Source organism: Flexivirga oryzae (assembly GCF_014190805.1).
GTDB lineage: Bacteria > Actinomycetota > Actinomycetes > Actinomycetales > Dermatophilaceae > Flexivirga > Flexivirga oryzae.
Genome location: NZ_JACHVQ010000001.1, coordinates 2147288 through 2163778 on the forward strand (window position 1 = coordinate 2147288; position 16491 = coordinate 2163778).

Annotated in this window: 21 protein-coding genes; 17 read left to right on the top strand and 4 right to left on the bottom strand. The window is 67.5% G+C overall.

The genetic code is table 11. The features are described from left to right. Complete coding sequence (locus tag FHU39_RS10060; RefSeq protein WP_246336204.1) at positions 1-414, top strand: ArsR/SmtB family transcription factor; 414 nt, start codon at positions 1-3, stop codon at positions 412-414. Between the two features lie 840 nt (positions 415-1254). Here FHU39_RS10060 and FHU39_RS10065 read toward each other — a convergent pair. Beyond that, complete coding sequence (locus FHU39_RS10065) at positions 1255-1824, bottom strand: class I SAM-dependent methyltransferase (protein ID WP_183320214.1); 570 nt, start codon at positions 1822-1824, stop codon at positions 1255-1257. Between the two features lie 436 nt (positions 1825-2260). Here FHU39_RS10065 and FHU39_RS10070 point away from each other — a divergent pair, with 436 nt between their 5' ends. The 7 genes from FHU39_RS10070 to FHU39_RS10095 are packed head-to-tail and all read left to right on the top strand — an operon-like array spanning position 2261 to position 6540. Then, entirely contained in the window at positions 2261-2617 is a 357-nt protein-coding gene (locus FHU39_RS10070; RefSeq protein WP_183320215.1) for an ArsR/SmtB family transcription factor, read from the top strand. Next, the gene (locus FHU39_RS10075) at positions 2614-3651 is read left to right on the top strand and encodes a cation diffusion facilitator family transporter (protein WP_183320216.1); all 1038 of its coding nucleotides are present in this window, start codon (positions 2614-2616) and stop codon (positions 3649-3651) included. The genes FHU39_RS10070 and FHU39_RS10075 overlap by 4 nt, the downstream gene beginning before the upstream one ends. Positions 3652-3681: 30 nt before the next feature. Continuing rightward, complete coding sequence (locus FHU39_RS10080; protein ID WP_425484774.1) at positions 3682-4065, top strand: ArsR/SmtB family transcription factor; 384 nt, start codon at positions 3682-3684, stop codon at positions 4063-4065. After that, a complete protein-coding gene (locus FHU39_RS10085; protein ID WP_425484775.1) occupies positions 4026-4814 on the top strand; it encodes a cation efflux transmembrane domain-containing protein in 789 nt (262 codons plus the stop codon). Before FHU39_RS10080 ends, FHU39_RS10085 begins: the two co-directional genes overlap by 40 nt. Continuing rightward, positions 4811-5473 (top strand): cation diffusion facilitator family transporter, encoded by a 663-nt coding sequence (locus FHU39_RS24180; protein ID WP_343065807.1) that lies wholly within the window; start codon positions 4811-4813, stop codon positions 5471-5473. Before FHU39_RS10085 ends, FHU39_RS24180 begins: the two co-directional genes overlap by 4 nt. Then, the gene (locus FHU39_RS24185; RefSeq protein ID WP_246336205.1) at positions 5443-5820 is read left to right on the top strand and encodes a cation transporter dimerization domain-containing protein; all 378 of its coding nucleotides are present in this window, start codon (positions 5443-5445) and stop codon (positions 5818-5820) included. Before FHU39_RS24180 ends, FHU39_RS24185 begins: the two co-directional genes overlap by 31 nt. Before the next feature lie 24 nt (positions 5821-5844). Beyond that, entirely contained in the window at positions 5845-6540 is a 696-nt protein-coding gene (locus FHU39_RS10095) for a DUF305 domain-containing protein (protein ID WP_183320217.1), read from the top strand. Between the two features lie 92 nt (positions 6541-6632). Here FHU39_RS10095 and FHU39_RS10100 read toward each other — a convergent pair whose 3' ends face one another. Both FHU39_RS10100 and FHU39_RS10105 read right to left on the bottom strand, forming a co-directional pair. Beyond that, the gene (locus tag FHU39_RS10100) at positions 6633-7163 is read right to left on the bottom strand and encodes a thioredoxin-like domain-containing protein (RefSeq protein WP_246336206.1); all 531 of its coding nucleotides are present in this window, start codon (positions 7161-7163) and stop codon (positions 6633-6635) included. A gap of 195 nt (positions 7164-7358) precedes the next feature. Next, the gene (locus FHU39_RS10105; RefSeq protein WP_221185212.1) at positions 7359-8297 is read right to left on the bottom strand and encodes a WD40/YVTN/BNR-like repeat-containing protein; all 939 of its coding nucleotides are present in this window, start codon (positions 8295-8297) and stop codon (positions 7359-7361) included. 103 nt (positions 8298-8400) lie between these two features. On the opposite strand from FHU39_RS10105, the gene FHU39_RS10110 reads away from it, so the two are divergent. From FHU39_RS10110 to ccsB, 9 genes are all read left to right on the top strand, one after another. Then, the gene (locus FHU39_RS10110; RefSeq protein ID WP_183320220.1) at positions 8401-8790 is read left to right on the top strand and encodes a BlaI/MecI/CopY family transcriptional regulator; all 390 of its coding nucleotides are present in this window, start codon (positions 8401-8403) and stop codon (positions 8788-8790) included. A 32-nt stretch (positions 8791-8822) separates the two neighbouring features. Continuing rightward, the gene (locus FHU39_RS10115; RefSeq protein WP_221185213.1) at positions 8823-9776 is read left to right on the top strand and encodes a M56 family metallopeptidase; all 954 of its coding nucleotides are present in this window, start codon (positions 8823-8825) and stop codon (positions 9774-9776) included. Positions 9777-9934: 158 nt separating this feature from the next. Further along, positions 9935-10099 carry a hypothetical protein gene (locus FHU39_RS10120; RefSeq protein WP_221185214.1) on the top strand — a complete coding sequence of 55 codons (165 nt, stop codon included), beginning with the start codon at positions 9935-9937 and terminating at the stop codon, positions 10097-10099. 135 nt (positions 10100-10234) lie between these two features. Continuing rightward, the gene (locus FHU39_RS10125) at positions 10235-10474 is read left to right on the top strand and encodes a hypothetical protein (RefSeq protein ID WP_183320223.1); all 240 of its coding nucleotides are present in this window, start codon (positions 10235-10237) and stop codon (positions 10472-10474) included. 31 nt (positions 10475-10505) lie between these two features. Next, positions 10506-11369 carry a prolipoprotein diacylglyceryl transferase family protein gene (locus FHU39_RS10130; protein ID WP_183320224.1) on the top strand — a complete coding sequence of 288 codons (864 nt, stop codon included), beginning with the start codon at positions 10506-10508 and terminating at the stop codon, positions 11367-11369. Then, entirely contained in the window at positions 11366-11992 is a 627-nt protein-coding gene (locus FHU39_RS10135) for a TlpA family protein disulfide reductase (RefSeq protein WP_343065810.1), read from the top strand. The genes FHU39_RS10130 and FHU39_RS10135 overlap by 4 nt, the downstream gene beginning before the upstream one ends. Beyond that, positions 11989-12732, top strand: a complete 744-nt coding sequence (locus tag FHU39_RS10140; protein ID WP_183320225.1) for a cytochrome c biogenesis protein CcdA — start codon at positions 11989-11991, stop codon at positions 12730-12732. Before FHU39_RS10135 ends, FHU39_RS10140 begins: the two co-directional genes overlap by 4 nt. 108 nt (positions 12733-12840) lie before the next feature. Beyond that, complete coding sequence (resB, locus tag FHU39_RS10145) at positions 12841-14388, top strand: cytochrome c biogenesis protein ResB (protein WP_246336208.1); 1548 nt, start codon at positions 12841-12843, stop codon at positions 14386-14388. Continuing rightward, entirely contained in the window at positions 14385-15398 is a 1014-nt protein-coding gene (gene ccsB / locus FHU39_RS10150; RefSeq protein WP_183320227.1) for a c-type cytochrome biogenesis protein CcsB, read from the top strand. Before resB ends, ccsB begins: the two co-directional genes overlap by 4 nt. Before the next feature lie 76 nt (positions 15399-15474). Here the strand turns inward: ccsB and FHU39_RS10155 are convergent, their stop codons facing one another. Then, positions 15475-16011 (bottom strand): DUF2752 domain-containing protein, encoded by a 537-nt coding sequence (locus tag FHU39_RS10155; RefSeq protein ID WP_281379697.1) that lies wholly within the window; start codon positions 16009-16011, stop codon positions 15475-15477. Between the last annotated feature and the right edge of the window lie 480 nt (positions 16012-16491).

Sequence of the window (16491 nt, forward strand, 5' to 3'; positions counted from 1 at the left end):
ATGAATGTCGATATGGTCAGCGTTGCGCATTGCATCGATGATTGTCAATATGGTGTGGTGACCGCAACCAAGACGACCCGCACACCACCTGCCGCGACACCGGTGTGCGACACCGCATGCGTGCCAGGAGACGGCCTCGACGCCGCGACCGCCGAGCGCGCCGCGGTCGTCTTCAAAGCGCTCTCAGACCCAGTCCGGCTCCGGCTGTACACCCGGATCGCGTCCTGCGCGGGCGAGACGTGCGTGTGCGACATCCAAGACGTCGGCGTCTCTCAACCCACCGTGTCGCACCACCTGCGCAAACTGCGCGAAGCCGGACTCATCGACTGCGAACGCCGAGGCACTTGGGTCTACTACTGGCCCGTTGCCGGCGGACTCGACCCGCTGAACACAGTGCAGGCACTGACTCGTTGAGCCCTCCACACACCTTGGCCGATTGCCAGGGCGGCGCGATCGGCGGGCGTTGATCCACGCGCGTTGCATGTTCACAGTGGGCCGGTGGATCTGACTTCGCGGGGTGAGTTTCGTTGGCGGCTGTAGTCCCAGATCATCATGGCGTACACGCGGGGGGCGCGCTTCTTACGGACCGGCTTCACGCGTGCGGTGGCCATCGACCCAGCGGCGACCACGAGGTGTCGCCGCTGGTACCCGCCGGGCGTGTCTTGCTCCGCGTTCAGGGCAAGCATCAAGTTCGAGAAGCAGTGATCGGACTTGTCGGGAGCTGCAAGGCCAGATCGTCCGGCTGTGGAGCCGACCGCCTTCCCGGCGTCAATCGTCGGTTCGCGACCGGGACTGGCGGCACGGCATTTGTGTCGGGTGATGGGCTGTTGATGAAATCGATTCGTCCGGATTCGGGCTCGTTCAACCGTCGAGACATGACGGCTGGCCAACTGTGGGAGCGGCGGCCGGATCTCAGCTCGTGCGTGGGACGGCCGTGGTGATCGCTCGATCTGCATCGAGTACGAGTTAGCAGAGGACGGCGGTGTGCGTTGCGGTGAGGTCAGGTCAGGTCAGGTCAGCTTGTTATGCGGTGGTTGACGTACTGGACGCTATGGCGTCGCGGACTGGCTGCAGCGAGTCGACCGGTGGCACGACGGTGCGGGTGCTCCGGTCCGACTGGGCCGCACCGAACCGGTCAGCACCAATCGGAGAATGAGCCTGCGCTGGCCTTCAGCGTGGCGGTGGCACCGTGGCCCATGCGGCGAAGATGCCGATGTCAGCAGAGACCCCGACCGAGGTCTTGGAGACGACGCATCATTGCATGCCCAACGACGCGTACCCATACTCCTGCAGCCGCGACTGCGCGAAGTGATCGGCGACTTGGTGTGGGGTGAACCCCAGCCACAAGTCGGCCTGTTCGGTGCGCATCCACTCGTACTCGTGTGCCATTTCATCGGTGACCGCGATCCGGCCCCCGGGCCGCACAACTCTGGCCATTTCGGCGATCATCGCGGCCGGGTGCGGCGCGTGGTGTAGCACCATGTTCGCCACTGCGACGTCCGCACTGTCATCGGGCAGCGGCAGAGCCTCAATCGATCCTTCGATAAGGGTGACGTTGTCCGCGCCCAAAGCGTCCAACGACTGCCGGGCGACATCCAGCATCGCGGGTGAGTTGTCCACCCCAACTACGGCAGCGGCACGTCCAGCCACACCGGCGGCGACGAAGCCGGTTCCGGTGCCCACATCGACGACGGTGCTGTCTTGTGTGAGCTGGGTCCGCTCGGCCAGCGCGTCGATGATGTCGGCGTTGTAGAAGCTCGAACGCATCTCGTCCCAATCTTGTGAGACTCTCTCGAAGAACTCTTTCACGCCTTGGCTGTCCATGCCCTCAGGATGGCACGTCGAAGCCCCGTGGCCACAGCAGACACAGTGCCCCCTCCCCCATGGCGCGGAGAATGCCTGAACGAGTGCAATCACTTGGCGGCGAACTTGGGACGCGGCTCACGCGCGCGGCCAAGCGTCGACCGCTGCTACTCGCCCCCGGGGGTCGTGCCGACCGAGCAGGTCACACCAACCTCACTGTTGTGGACCTCATACGTGGGGTTTCTGCCGTTCCCCGAGTGGGAGAAGATCGACCTGGACGGCGCCTGGGTGGCTGTGTACGAGCGGCACATCGCCAAGCGGTTGACCCGGGCAACTTTTGACAGTCTGTCGCGAGCCGGCCCGCAAACCTGACCCCGCCGAGCCCCGTCCCTGGTCAAGCGCCGTCAGACCGAGGCGTCGAGTTGGCCAGCCGGATCTTAAGCCTTAGTGTGTGCGTATGCACGCAGATACGCATCCACCAGTATGGCCCGACGACGTGGTAAACCTCGCGTTCGAGGTTCTGCGCGTTTTAGCCGATCCCACCCGCTTGCAACTGGCCGGCCTCCTGCTCGACGACGAGGAGTCGGTCTCCGATCTGGCCGCCGCGCTCGGCAAGCCCGGCCCGGCTGTCTCCCAGCATTTGGCGAAGATGCGAATGGCCCGATTGGTCACCACCCGCAAACAGGGCACCTCGGTGCTGTACCGGGTCGAGAACGGGCACGTACGGCAGCTGGTGATCGACACCATCGGACACGTCGAGCACCTACTCGACGACGTCCCCGCCCACCACCGCATCACCGGCGCCGTGTCATGACCCACTCCCACGACCACCAACACGACCACGGACACCCCCACGATGATGGGCACGACCACAGCCACCCAGGTGGCCCGTGGTTTCGCTTCCGGCATGCCGTCTCCGACCTGACCGGTGCGCACTCGCACGACACCGCCGACCAGGTCGACGAGGCCCTGGAAGCCGACGCCCGCGGCCGGCGGGCATTGTGGATCAGCCTGGCCGCGTTGGCGGCAACCGCCATCCTGCAAGCCGTCGTGGTGGTCTTCACCGGATCCATCGCTTTGCTCGGCGACACCTTGCACAACGTGGCCGACGCCGCGACCGCGATCCCGCTGCTCATCGCGTTCTGGCTGGCCAAACGACCCGCGAACGACCGCTACACCTATGGGTACGGGCGCGCCGAAGACCTCGCCGGCCTGTTCGTCGTCGCGATGATCACCCTGTCGAGTGTGCTGGCCGGGTGGGAAGCGATCAGCCGGCTGCTGAATCCGCGCGACGTGTCCCACCTGTGGGCGGTCGCGGCCGCCGGCGTTATTGGCTTCGCCGGCAACGAACTGGTCGCTCGATACCGTATCCGCGTCGGCCGCCAGATCGGATCCGCCGCTCTGGTCGCCGATGGGTTACATGCCCGCACCGACGGGTTCACCTCCCTGGCCGTCGTCGTCGGTGCAGCCGGCGTCGCGGCGGGGCTGCCCTGGGCCGACCCGGTCATCGGCCTGCTTATCGCGATCGCGATCCTCGGTGTGCTGCGCTCCGCCGTCAAGCAGGTCGGGGCGCGTCTGATGGATGCGGTCGACCCCGAACTGGTCGCCCGGGCACGCAGCGTCATCCTCGACACAAAGGGCGTTCTCGGGGTCCGGTCGGTCAGGTTGCGATGGATCGGCCACACCCTGCACGCCGAAGCCGACGTCACCATCGCCGACGACATCTTCGTCGAAACCGCACACGACACCGCACATCGCACCGAACAACGCCTCACCACCCAAATCCCCCGACTCACCACCGCGCTGATCCACGTCAGCCCACTACGAGCACACGAGCCGGCAAACTGAACCAAACCGCTGAGGCGCTATCATCGTGATATGGCGATGAATACGAAAGAGTTCGCAGCCACCCATGCTGCCGGTGACGAGGTCGAGGCGTTGATGGCCGCGGCGTGCATGTTCAAAAGCCTGGGCGACCCGACCCGATTGGCGATCGTGCAGCACCTGGCGCTCGGGGAGCACCGAGTGGTGGACATGACTGCGCACCTGGGGTTGGCGCAGTCGACGGTCTCGGCGCATCTTGCTTGCCTGAAGGACTGTGATCTCGTCGCGTCCCGGCCCGTAGGTCGAGCCTCGATGTTCTCCTTGAAACACCCTGAGCTGCTGGATCTGCTCCGACAGGCCGAGGTGCTTCTGGGAGTGACCCGGGACGCGGTGGCGCTGTGCCCGACCTACGGCTCGGCCGCAGCGGGGCCGCGGTGACCGCATCCACCGCGGTGGCCCCCGAGTCAGACCGGGCGCGGCTGGGTCGGCGGGCTCAACTGCTGGCGGCGGCCACCGTCGGATACAACCTGGTCGAAGCAGTGGTGGCGGTGTCCGCAGGCCGCGTCGCCGGATCGTCGGCCCTAGTCGGGTTCGGGCTGGACTCGGTGGTCGAGGTGTCCTCTGGGCTGATCATCTTGTGGCAGTTCCGCCACAAGATGCCCGAGTCCCGGGAAGCGCAGGCGCTGCGACTGATGGCCTTCGCGTTCTTCGCCCTGGCCGCCTACGTCACTGTCGACGCGGTCCGCACCCTTGCCGGGTCCGGCAGGCCGGATACCTCCATTGTCGGGGTGGTGCTGGCCGCGCTGTCGCTGGCGGTGATGCCTTTCCTGTCTTGGGCGCAACGAAGGACCGGGCGGGCGCTGGGTTCGGGCTCGGTAGTCGCGGACTCCAAGCAAACCTTGCTGTGCACGTACCTGTCGGCAGTGCTGCTGGCCGGGCTGCTACTGAACGCCGGGTTCGGCTGGTGGTGGGCCGACCCGGTCGTGGGATTGGTCATCGCCGCCGTCGCCGCCCGCGAGGGCGTACAGGCCTGGCGCGGTGAGTCCTGCGGCTGCTCCCCGGTGCCCGGGGCCAGCGACGAGGACGCCGACCCCGCGACGTGCGGGTGCTCGCCGGGCTGTACCGACGCCTGCTGCCAACCGCAGACCACTGTCACCAACGCGCCCGCCGGTGGTGGGACCGCGTGAGTACCTCACCCCCCGACAAGGGCATGTGTGCCGGCGCCACACCCGACAACAGCGCCGGGCACGCGGTCGCCTGCTCGGGCGCCGGTGATGATCACGGGGCTGGTGGTGGTCACACGCACGGGGTGGCCGCGAATGCCGACCGGCGGTACCTGCGTGGGGCGCTGATCCTGCTGGCCCTGTTCATGGTCGGCGAGGTGATCGTCGCGTTCGTGTCTGGGTCGCTGGCGCTGTTGTCCGATGCCGGGCACATGCTGTCCGACGTCGGTGCCATCGCCGCCGCGCTGTGGGCGATGCGACTGGCCGCCCGCCCCGCGAAGGGGGCGTGGACGTTCGGGTGGAAACGCGCCGAGATTCTGTCCGCGGCCGGCAACGGGATCACCTTGCTGGTGGTCTCCGGTGTGGTCGGCGTCGAGGCGATCCGACGCCTGATCAACCCGCCCACTGTCGAGGGTGGACCGGTCCTGGTCGTCGCCCTGGTCGGTGTCGCGGTCAACATCGGCGCCGCGTGGTTGCTGGCCCGGGCGAACCGGACCAGCCTGAACGTCGAGGGCGCCTACCAGCACATCCTGACCGACCTGTACGGGTTCATCGGCACCGTGATCGCCGGGATCGTCATCCTGGTCACCGGATGGACCGCGCCGACGCCGTCGCGTCCCTGATCGTGGTCGCGCTGATGTTGCACGCCACCTGGGGGCTGCTACGCGACTCCGGACGGGTGCTGCTGGAAGCAGCCCCCGAGGGGACCGACCTGAATGACATCCGCGCCCACCTGCTCGGGATCGAGCATGTCGTCGACGTGCATGACCTGCATGTCTGGACCGTGACCACCAACCTGCCCGCCCTGTCCGCGCATGTGGTCGTCGAGGACTCCTGTTTCACCGACGGGCACGCCCCGCAACTGCTGGACCAGGTGCAGGCGTGCCTGGGCGGGCACTTCGATGTCGAGCACTCCACGTTCCAACTCGAACCGGCCGCACATGTCACGCACGAGCCCGGAACCCACTGAGCAAACGACGGTTTGGAAGGAAGCATGACCATTGACGACCCTGCGGGTTCGCTCGATTTGGCGCGGAGTCCGCGAGCCGGGCGAGCGGGTGCCGCGGCGCGGTCTGGCGGTACTTCTGCTCGCGCATGGGTGCTGGCATTGGGGTGCGTCGCGTCAGCGGTTGTAGCAGTCTTGTTAGCGGGCGTCGTTGGTTACCGCGCGGGCGACGCGGTGCCGGGCAACGACAGCGCTGAGGCAGGCTTCGCCAGGGATATGCAGGTACACCACGCGCAGGCCGTCCAGATGGCCTTCATCATCCGGGACAAGAGCAAGAATCCAACGATCAAGACGATCGCCTTCGACATCATCAACACCCAGCAGCAACAGGCCGGCCAGATGTTCGGATGGCTCGAGCAATGGCGGTTACCTCAGGCGGCAACACAGCAACCGATGTCCTGGATGCCGACGACTCACGTCGGTCAGGCAACGACACATCGGGGTGCAAGTATGCCCGGGATGGCATCGCAGTCGCAGCTCACCCAGCTGCGATCCCTCATTGGCCCCGCCGCGGACCGGCGTTTCCTGACACTGATGATCGCCCACCACCGTGGCGGAGTCACGATGGCCGAAGCCATCCAGCCGCTCACCGGCAACGCCGCCGTCAACACTCTCGCGGCCGCGATCGAGACGTCGCAACGAGCCGAGATTGCTCAGATGACCCGGTTGCGCGCCACGCTGTGACGCTGGCCAGCTGGGCGGAGCTCCCGGCCGGCGCGCACAACGTCAAGTCAGTGCGCGAGCCATCACGTACCCGGCCGAATCCGAGGCGTCGGTCAGCTCGCTGGGGACCCGGTGCCGCCGGTGCAAGGTGCGCCGGGCTCGGGAGTCTGAGGACCCTGCTTGTATTTGGTGACGAACGCCTTCAGCCGCTTATCGGTCGCGTTCGGCAGTCGTAGCTGAACACCCCACGCGGACGCGACCACTGGTGCCGGCAAACCTGGGTACGGCGAAAGGGTCAGGTATGTCTGCCCACCGACGAGTTCCCGTAAGGCCTTGACTTGTGTGGCGGGCAGCGATGGTTGGTAGGTGATCCAAACGGCCCCGTGCTCCAGGTCGTGGACGGCGTTCTCGTTTCGCACGGGTGCGGTGTAGATGCCGCAGTTCAACCAGGTGGGGTCGTGGTCGCCTCCGACCGGGGGCGTCTGCGGGTACCGCACTGTGGTGGTGACGTGGCCGGGTCGGGACACCGGGTACGTCTTGACCGCCCCCAGAGATACCTGCGCGGGCCGGTTGGCAAGCACGGCCCACGACGCCCCGCCGCCCACGATGACCAGGATTGCGACGACGGCTCCGACCCATGTCATCGTGCGTCGGCGGGACCGCCGGCTCTGTTGTCGGCGGAGCTGGTCCAGGCGAAGCTGTCGGGCGCTCATGTCAGCGTTGGTTTTCCGTGGTGTCATTGCGTTGGGTCTCTCGTGTCGATCGTCAGTTGGTGCGGTAGGCGGTGGTTCGCTGCGCCGGCCGGTCGCTCTTGCGGGTTCCTGGCGCCTGCTTCGCCGTCAGCCATCGGTGGGTGGCGCCGACTTGTCAGCTTCTGACCATGTCTTCCCTTGATCGCGACTGGCATAGATCACCGCACGCTGGTCCCGCAGAACCCCAGCCAGCAGCGTGCTGCGGGAGCCGAAGGTGACGGCAGAGGTTCCAGCTGGAACGCTGAACGGCTGCCAGGTGGCTCCGTCGTTACTGCTGGTGGCAGCACCTGTCATACCAATGACGACCAGCTGGCGGTGGTCGGCAGGGTTCCACGCGACGGCCATCGCGCCAACCGGGCCGCCGGTCGGACGCCAGGTGCGGCCGCCGTCAACGGTGCGCATCAGCCCGGTTGCCATGTCGGGTGCGAAGGCGTGGGAGGGGTTCTTCGGGTCCACCAAGATGGTGCCCATGAAGCTTTGCCCTTGGCGTGCATTGCGCAGCTCCCAGGTGTGGCCGCCGTCTGCGGAGGCGAACAGACCGGCTTGCGGGGATCCCAAATAGATCACTGTTCCCTCCCCGCCGAGGGAGTGCACGTCAGAGACTGGCGCCGCGACCTTGGTGAATGTGGTTCCTTCATCCACCGAACGGAACAGACCCGGGTGACCACCGACGAGCAGGCTGCTCCCTGAGGCGGCCCAGCCCATCGCATCAGCGCCGGCCAACGATGCTATCGGTCGCAGGTGCTGGCCACCGTCGGTGGAGGTGACCACGGCGTCATGACCTCCTACATACAGCTTGCCGGCGTCGAAAAAGACCGTGTGCAGGTCTCCGCCGATCTGTGCGCCCGCGCCCGTCTGGCTGTCAGCCGCCGACCGAGACTTCGGCGCTGCGAACGTCAGGGCTGCTACCCCGGTGACAATCACGAGTACTACGCCGATCGCCAGCCACATCCAGTTGCGGGTCCGGCCGCCGGTCGTGGCCGCGAAGGTCGTCGGGATGTTTCGCTTGAGATGAGGCACGCGCACACTCTACTAGGCTAATTAGGAAGTGCTTGGCGGGTCGGCGCTCCTGCCTAAGTCGCTTAGGATGTGCGCCAGAAGTCATACGACTGGAGAAGGAGTCCTGCAGATGCCGCGCTTTGGCGACCTGGAGGCCGCGATCATGGACCAAGTGTGGGCGCTCGGCGACCCGGTCCGAGTCCGGGATGTGCTGGAGGAACTCCAGCGCAGCCCGGTGCCGGCATACACGACGGTGCAGACGGTGATGGACATCCTCTTTCGCAAGGGATGGCTGACCCGACGCAAGCGCGGGCGGGTCAACCTGTACGCCGCCGCGGCCAGCAGGGAGGACTATGTCGCACAGCTAATGGGTGAGGCCCTCGCCGAGGCCAAGGACCGCTCGGCCGTACTGGTGCGGCTGGTGGGGGAAATGGACCCCGTCGAGTCTGCCGAACTTCGCACGCTGCTCGAGGCCGCCCGCTCCGACCGCTCAGATCCTGATTCCGAGGGGGCACAGTGACCACGGCGGTAGTTCTGTTGAGTTATGCCGCCATGGCCGCAATGGTCGGCCCTTGGATGCTCTTGACCGGCTGCTGGAGCGACCGGGCGCCGCGACTGGCAATTGTTGCGTGGCAATGCCTGACCGTGTCCGTCGTGGCAGCGGTTGCCCTGGCCGGCGTCGCCCTGCTGATCCCCACCGCCAGTGTCAGCGGAGGCCTCGCAGAATTACTGCGCGCATGCGCGATGGCGTTGAGCGCCCAGTACTCGTCGCCCGGCGGAGCGGCAGCCGCCGCCACAGGGGCAATCCTGATGACAACCGTCCTGGGACGGCTGGCCTGGTGCCTCACCGTCGTGTTGGCGGACGCGCGCCGCCGCAGGTCCCGTCATCGAACCGCCCTGGACCTGGTCGGCACGACGGTTCCTGGTCTGGATGCCGTGGTGCTGAGCGCCGACCAGCCAGCGGTGTACTGCCTGCCCGGGCGCCATCGGCGGATCGTCGTCACTTCGGGCGCATTGCGGCTCCTGACCGAGGAGCAACTCACGCTGGTTCTTCGCCATGAGCAAGCCCACGCCCGGCAGCGGCACGATCTGGTTCTCGCGTGGTCACAGACGACCGCAAAGGCGTTCCCTCGGGTGCCACTGTTCGCGACTGCCCGTGCCGAGAGCGCGCGGTTGGTTGAACTACTAGCCGACGACGTGGCCATCGGCCACGACGGGAACCGTCTCGCCCTCGCTGACGCCCTCTTGACACTGAGCAGCGCGTCCGCGCCAGTTGCGGCTTTGGCTGCGGGCGGCTCGACCGCCGGGGCGAGGGTCCGTCGTCTCATCAACCCGCGCAGACCGCTAGGCCGCCTCGGCGCGGGTCTGGTCGCCTCGGCGGCCATCGGGATGCTGCTATTGCCGGTAGCGGTGGCAGTAGGTCCGGCAGCGTCGGCGACCCAGATGGATTACTGCCCAACTGGCACGCCCGCAGCTGCCGCCTCGATGCACAGCACGGCCGACTGACGGACTCGTGCCGCTGGCTGTGGGCGTCGTTCCCGATTACTACTAACCTCCTTAGGTGTTTCGTATATGGTGCTTGCGTAAACGACTCATGGAGAGGCTCAGCGATGAATTGGTTGTACGCCCTACCAGTCCTGGCATGTCCCGTTGGGATGGGGCTGATGATGTGGCTGATGATGCGCCCGGGGCGGTCCCAGAGCCCCAGTGCCGACCCAGTGTCAGGCACGGAGATCGAGCAGCTGCGCGCCGAGGTCAGCCGGTTGCGGCAATCCCAATTCGGCGACTACCCACCGCATGGCGATGGCGTCCTGCTGGACAAGCGCTAGAAGCCCTCCAACAACCTGGTCCGCAGCCCTAGCCGAGCGAAACACGTGGGTTACGCGTATGGCGCACCCGGCTTCCGCGCGCCCCGGTGCCCTCTTCGACGACAGCACACACACCCCAGACTGGAGCGATCTCGGATGCCCGACACCCCACCTGCCGCGCCGTCGATGCCTGCCCGGTGGCGACGGCACCGGCGGCTCGTGCGTCTTGGCCAGGCGCTGATGCTCCTCGGCCTCGTCATCGCGGCCGTGCACGCGGTGATGCATATGGCCGGCAACCCGTCCGGTTGGACCGACCTGACCGTCGGCTACCCCACCGCCGCTGTCGTTGCGTTCGCAGGGGCCATCCTTGCCGGCCGGGCGGAGCCGAAGGCGTGAACCGATGAGTGCGCCGTCCCTCAACCCGGCGGTGGGCATCGGCTACCGGCCTGTGCCGGGAGTTTTGGGGATCTCCCCGCACGGACTTCTCGCGGCGGTGGGCATCTTTGTCGGGTACTGGGCGCTGCGACGGCTGACGCGCCGGCACGACCTGCCATGGGATGTGCTCGAGCGGGCGATCCTGTGGGCGATACCCGCGGGAATCGTGGGAGCCCGTGCTGACTTCGTGCTGTCTCACCCTGGCCAGTTCGACTCCGTCGGCAGCGTGCTACAGATCTGGAACGGCGGCTTGGCCCTGTTCGGCGGGCTGATCGCCGCGATCACAGCGGCCCTCTTGGTGCTGCACCACCACCGCCTGCCACTACGTCTCGTGCTGGATCTTGCCGCCCCGGCAATCGCGCTGGCCATCGGCATCGGGCGCGTCGGCGACCTGCTGCTCACCGATCACCTGGGCAAACCAACCACCTCGGTGTTCGCGCTGGCATACCGGGTGCCGTTCGGCGCCGACCTGGCGCCCGGGTTCGGTCCCAGCCCCGCACGCCCCCCAGGCGATGGCGAATCCTGCGCCGACGTCGGACGGTTTTTCGCCGGGTGCAGCTATCACTTGACACCGGCGTACGACCTTGTCGGTGCCTTGATCCTGAGCGCATTCCTGTGGTGGCTGCTGGTGCGTCGCCAGCACCCGGAAGGCGCCGTGTTCGCGCTGTTCGTCATCGGGTACGCCACCCAACGGCTCATGATCGACGCCACCCGCGCCGTCGACGAACGGCCACTGTGGGGTATGACCGGCACGCAGCTGGTCGCGTTCGTCCTCGCGCTGGCCGGGGTGGCCTGCATCGGCTGGCTTTACACCCGGGAACGGTCGTTGCGCTGCGCACCCCGGCGCCTGACGTGAATCGGCCCGATGTGCTCCGGCGCCACATGCTGCTGGCCGTGCTGGGCCTTGCCGGAACAGGTGCGCTGGCCGGCTGCGGCGCCACCAACCCGGACTCGGTCGCCGCACAGGCGCAGAGCGGCGACCAGAAAGGGTACGTCGCTGGCGACGGAACCGTCGCCCAGATCGCACCGGGTGACCGGGGCAAGCCGCTCCGGCTGGCCGGGGCGACCATCGACGGGGGCAGGTGGTCGCTGGCCGGCCGCACCGGGGGCGTCGTGGTCAACGTGTGGGGCTCCTGGTGCCCGCCGTGCATCCAGGAGACGCCGGACTTGAAGAAGGCCTACACCCGTTTGCGGGCGGCACGACCGGGAGTCTCGTTCGTCGGCGTGGATAGTAAGGAATCGCCGGCGTCGGCGCAGTCCTTCGTCGTGAAGAACCGCATCCCCTACCCGTCGCTTGCCTACGAAGGCGGCAAGTCGCTGCTGGCATTGCACGGGATGGCCCCGGCGACCCCGACCACCCTGGTCCTGGACCAGCAAGGGCGGATCGCGGCCCGGGTGCTTGGCCCGGTTGACGCGACGACCTTGGTCGGGCTCGTGCAGGACGTCATCCCCAGCACACCGGCCGTAGGTACCCGGTGATCCAGCAACTGGCAGCGGGACCATTCGTGCTGGCGCTGGCGGTGGCGGTGCTGGCCGGGCTGGTCTCGTTCGCCTCCCCGTGCGTGTTGCCGTTGGTACCCGGGTTCCTCGGCTACATCACCGGCCTGTCTGACGTGGCGCTGGAACACCGCCGCCGGTCGCCGATGCTCCTCGGCGCGGTGTTGTTCGTGGCGGGGTTCTCCGCGGTGTACCTGTTGACCGCTGTGGCGATCTCCGCCCTGAGTCTGCGACTGCAGGCCCACCAACCACTGCTGCTGCGGATCGGCGGCGCACTGGTCCTGGTGATGGCCGTGCTGTTCCTGGGGGTCGGTAACCGGTTTGCCCGGGCACCGTCCTGGCGGCCCGCCGCAGGACTGGCCGGGGCACCACTGCTGGGGGCGGTCTTCGGGCTCGGATGGAGTCCGTGCCAGGGCCCGGCGCTGGCCGCGATCCTCGCGATGGCCGCGCCGTTGTCGGCGCAGGCCCACACGGTGAGCCGCGGCGCAGCGCTTGCCGCCGCCTACTGCGCCGGTCTCGGGGTGCCCTTCATCGTGATGGCGGGCGCCTACCAGCGTGCCGGACGCGTGAGCGGGTGGCTGGGCCGACACCATCGGCCGATCCAGGTCACCGGCGGCCTGGCCCTGGCCCTGGTCGGGACCCTGATGGTGACCGGCGTCTGGGAAGTCGCGATCACCTGGCTCCAGTCCCGGCTGGTGTCCCAATTCCAGACGGTGCTGTAGATCATGGCCACCGCACCCACCCGCGCAAAATCTCGCGCCCGTGACGTACGCCGGCCCCGACTCGGACCACTTGGGTGGGCCCGGTGGGTATGGCGCAACCTCACCAGCATGCGCACCGCGCTGTTCCTCCTGCTGCTCCTGGCCGTCGCAGCGGTCCCCGGGTCGGTGTTTCCGCAGCGCAACATCGACGCCGGGAAAGTCACCCGGTACCTCGCAGCGCACCGAGGCAGCGGGCCATGGCTGGATCGGCTCGGCTTCTTCGACGTGTACGCCTCCCCGTGGTTCTCCGCGATCTACCTGCTGCTGTTCATCTCGTTGATCGGCTGCATCCTGCCCCGCACCCGGGTCCACCTGCGCGCGCTGGCCTCCCGACCCCCGAAGCCACCGCGCCGACTGGACCGCCTTCCCGCACACACCCAAATCGTCACCGCCGTGTCAGCAGAGCAGGCGTTGGGGGCGGCCCGGCAAGCGTTGCGCGGCCGGCCCGGCCGGCTGGGCCGGCTCGGGAAGGGCCGCGGCAGGTTCCGCGTTCACGGCCACGACCCCGCGACCTTGTCCGCCGAGAGCGGCTACCTGCGCGAGACCGGCAACCTGGCGTTCCACGTCGGCCTGTGCTTGGTCATCGTCGGCGTGGCGATCGGTCACCTGTGGAGCTGGCGCGCCGACGTCATCGTTCCCGAAGGCAGCGGATTCTCCACCGCACTGGGCTCGCTGGACACGTTCAGCGCCGGACCCCTGGTCGATCCGGCCGACCTGCCCTCGTTCAACCTGACAGTCACCAAGATGAACGTCACCTTCGAAGACAAGGTCGGCGGCAGCCAATTCGGCAAGCCGCGCACGTTTCTGGCCGACACCACCGTGGACACCGGCACCGGCCGACCACACCCGGCGCAGATCGCGGTCAACAGCCCGTTGCGGATCGGCGACGCGCAAGTGTTCCTGTTGGGCAACGGGTACGCACCGGTCCTGACCGTCCGCGACGCCAAGGGCGCGGTCGTCTATCAGGAGGCCACCCCGTTCCTGCCGCAGGACGGTAATTACCTGTCCACCGGCGTCGTCAAAGTCACCACCGCCGCACCCCAGCAGCTGGGGCTGGACGGGTTGTTCCTGCCCACCGCCGACCAGAACTTCACCCGAGGACCCACCTCTTTGTTCCCCGGGCTACGCAATCCGGTCCTGGTGGCGTCGGTGTGGACCGGGAACCTGTTCCCCGGCAACGCACCCCAGTCCGTGTACACACTGAACACCAGCCAGATGAAACGGCTGAGCAAGCCCAGCGGGGCGCCTCTGCTGATCCACCTGGCACCCGGTCAAACCGTCCAACTACCCGACGGCCGTGGCTCGATCAGCTTCGACCGGACCGTTCGCTGGGCCGGCCTGTCGGTGCGGCACACCCCCGGCAAAACCCTCACGCTGCTGGCTGCACTGGCCGCGGCCGCTGGACTGATCACCTCCCTGCTGGTCAAGCGGCGCCGCGTCTTCATCCGCGTCAGCACGCCCGACCCGAGCGCGGGGGACCAGCCGGGGTCTGTCGTGCTGACCATCGGGGCATTGGCCAAGGGCACCGACCCCACCCTCACCGCCGTGGTGCAACAGCTCGCCGACCACATCGCACGCCTGACCGACCAGGCGCCCACCGACAGGAGACAGGAATGATCCATCCCGCCCTTGCCCCGTACGCCAACCTGGCCGTCTACACCGCCATGGGCCTGTTCACCGTCACTCTGGTCTGCTTCGCCCTCTACCTGGCCGCCCGCACCCGACCCCTATCCGCGGCCCCAACCGCGGCCGCAGACACCCGCACGCCCGTCGCGGCAGGCCGTCACCCAGCCACCGACCGACTCGCCGTTGCGACCGGCGACAGCCCACCGGTCACCGGAGGAGACGACGCACCCAGCGATTCCAGACGCGCCCGGCAGATCGCAGCCGTCGCGCTCAACCTCACCTACCTGGGCGCCGCCTGCCTGCTGGCCGCGGTCGTGCTGCGCGGCATCACCGTGATGCGACCTCCCAACGGCAACATGTACGAGTTCACCATCGCAGCCAGCGCGGCCGCCGCCACCGTCTACGCTGCCCTGGCCAGAAGCCGCCACTGGGAATGGCTCGGGGCATTCGTCACCGGATTGATCCTGGCCGCCCTGATGGCCGCCGTGCTGCTGTTCTACACCGGCGCCGCCCAACTCTTGCCCGCGCTGCAAAGCTACTGGCTCGGCATCCACGTCACCATCGCCATCTGCGCCGTCGGGTTCTTCACCATCGCGTTCCCACTCAGCCTGCTACAACTGGCCCAGCGCCGCCGCAACACCCGCCCCACCATGGCCGGGCACCGGCTGCTCGCAGTCGTTCCGGACGCTGAGACCCTGGAGCGCGCCGCCTACGGCATGAACATCGTCGGCTTCATCCTGTGGACCTTCACCCTCATCACCGGAGCCATCTGGGCGCAGGAAGCCTGGGGCGCCTACTGGCAGTGGGACCCCAAAGAAGTCTGGACCTTCATCGTCTGGATCGTGTTCGCCGCACACCTGCACGGCCGCGCCACTGCTGGCTGGCAATCCAAGCGCGCCACCTACATCGCTCTGGCTGGATACGTGGCCGTGGTGGCCAACTTCACCCTGGTGAATCTGTCGTCCACCTTCGCCGGTATGCACAACTACTCCGGTATGTAACGAAAGGGCTCTATGACCCACCGAGCACACCTGGCCACGAAACTGGTGCGGCTGTCATATGCCGCACCCTGGCGGATCAGTGCCGCTGCATGAGTAGATCTGCGCGTCCCTGCTGCCGGAGTTCCAGGACAACCATCGCGGCGATTGCGATGGCGTACGCGATACGTCGACGTCTTGGGGTCCAGGCGAAACGAACTCCGATCCAGCGGTGCGTCGCCAGACCGACGAGGAGCCGCACCAGAGCCAATGCCGCCGCTACGGTGGCCAGGACCCCTAGCGGGTTATACCGCCACGCCGCCTGGAGATTGCCTTGAGCTGTCAGTCGCGCTGCCCTGGTCCCGCCGCACAGCGGATCCATAATGCCCGCGTAGTGGAACGGGCTGTGAATGTCGACCGGCGGCAGGCCGAAGATGGCCATCGTCACTGCGACGACCAGGCCAGCGATGCCCGTGATGCTCAGCACCAGCATCTGGTCGGACCGGTCGATCCTGATCGAGACGGGCACCCCCTCAGGAGCAACAGATTTGAGCACCACGCCTCCCAACGCACAAGCGTCCACGGACGAGCCCGGCTTGTCCGACTCGGTTTCTTCGTAGCCGATGCTACCGACCATCGCGATCACGTGTCCGGAGGCGTGTTAGCCCGTGGAACTGTCCCGATGTTCGTCCAAGAACGGCTGAGCCGACGCGGTCGCACACGCCGACTTCCGCGTCCGGTTGAGCGCCAAGGCGCTGCCGTGTGGCTAGTCAGTGCTCGGTACCCTTCCCCCGTGCGGTTACGCAGCCCACATCCATCAGCTGAGGTAGAAATCGTTGAGTAGCTACGCAGGGCGTCACCGCGCGCAATCCCCGGTGGGGCGTCACCGCGCTCAGGCACGCACCCTTCTCGGCCGCCACAAGGTCGCGCTACCGGTGGTCGCCGCGGCGACCGCATCCGCGGTCGCGGCCGGAGTCGCGGCCAGTGCGGCACCGCTCGGCCTGATTGGTCAGAGCGGGAGTCGCTCGGCCGCAGTCGCGAGCCAACGACAGACGGTCGATTCCGCACTAACGCGAGCGCCCATGTCGGCCGCTGATCGGCCCGCGTCGACGAAGGC

Excerpts from the sequence above, each read along its gene's own strand:
- FHU39_RS10095 (WP_183320217.1), top strand. The coding sequence starts at position 5,845 with ATGACCATTGACGACCCTGCGGGTTCGCTCGATTTGGCGCGGAGTCCG.
- FHU39_RS10125 (WP_183320223.1), top strand. The coding sequence starts at position 10,235 with ATGCCCGACACCCCACCTGCCGCGCCGTCGATGCCTGCCCGGTGGCGA.
- FHU39_RS10070 (WP_183320215.1), top strand. The coding sequence starts at position 2,261 with ATGCACGCAGATACGCATCCACCAGTATGGCCCGACGACGTGGTAAAC.
- FHU39_RS24185 (WP_246336205.1), top strand. The coding sequence starts at position 5,443 with ATGGACCGCGCCGACGCCGTCGCGTCCCTGATCGTGGTCGCGCTGATG.
- resB (WP_246336208.1), top strand. The coding sequence starts at position 12,841 with ATGCGCACCGCGCTGTTCCTCCTGCTGCTCCTGGCCGTCGCAGCGGTC.
- FHU39_RS10065 (WP_183320214.1), bottom strand. The coding sequence starts at position 1,824 with ATGGACAGCCAAGGCGTGAAAGAGTTCTTCGAGAGAGTCTCACAAGAT.
- FHU39_RS10120 (WP_221185214.1), top strand. The coding sequence starts at position 9,935 with ATGATGTGGCTGATGATGCGCCCGGGGCGGTCCCAGAGCCCCAGTGCC.
- FHU39_RS10115 (WP_221185213.1), top strand. The coding sequence starts at position 8,823 with ATGGCCGCAATGGTCGGCCCTTGGATGCTCTTGACCGGCTGCTGGAGC.
- FHU39_RS10080 (WP_425484774.1), top strand. The coding sequence starts at position 3,682 with ATGGCGATGAATACGAAAGAGTTCGCAGCCACCCATGCTGCCGGTGAC.
- FHU39_RS10110 (WP_183320220.1), top strand. The coding sequence starts at position 8,401 with ATGCCGCGCTTTGGCGACCTGGAGGCCGCGATCATGGACCAAGTGTGG.
- FHU39_RS10060 (WP_246336204.1), top strand. The coding sequence starts at position 1 with ATGAATGTCGATATGGTCAGCGTTGCGCATTGCATCGATGATTGTCAA.
- FHU39_RS10155 (WP_281379697.1), bottom strand. The coding sequence starts at position 16,011 with ATGGTCGGTAGCATCGGCTACGAAGAAACCGAGTCGGACAAGCCGGGC.
- FHU39_RS10100 (WP_246336206.1), bottom strand. The coding sequence starts at position 7,163 with ATGACATGGGTCGGAGCCGTCGTCGCAATCCTGGTCATCGTGGGCGGC.
- FHU39_RS10075 (WP_183320216.1), top strand. The coding sequence starts at position 2,614 with ATGACCCACTCCCACGACCACCAACACGACCACGGACACCCCCACGAT.
- ccsB (WP_183320227.1), top strand. The coding sequence starts at position 14,385 with ATGATCCATCCCGCCCTTGCCCCGTACGCCAACCTGGCCGTCTACACC.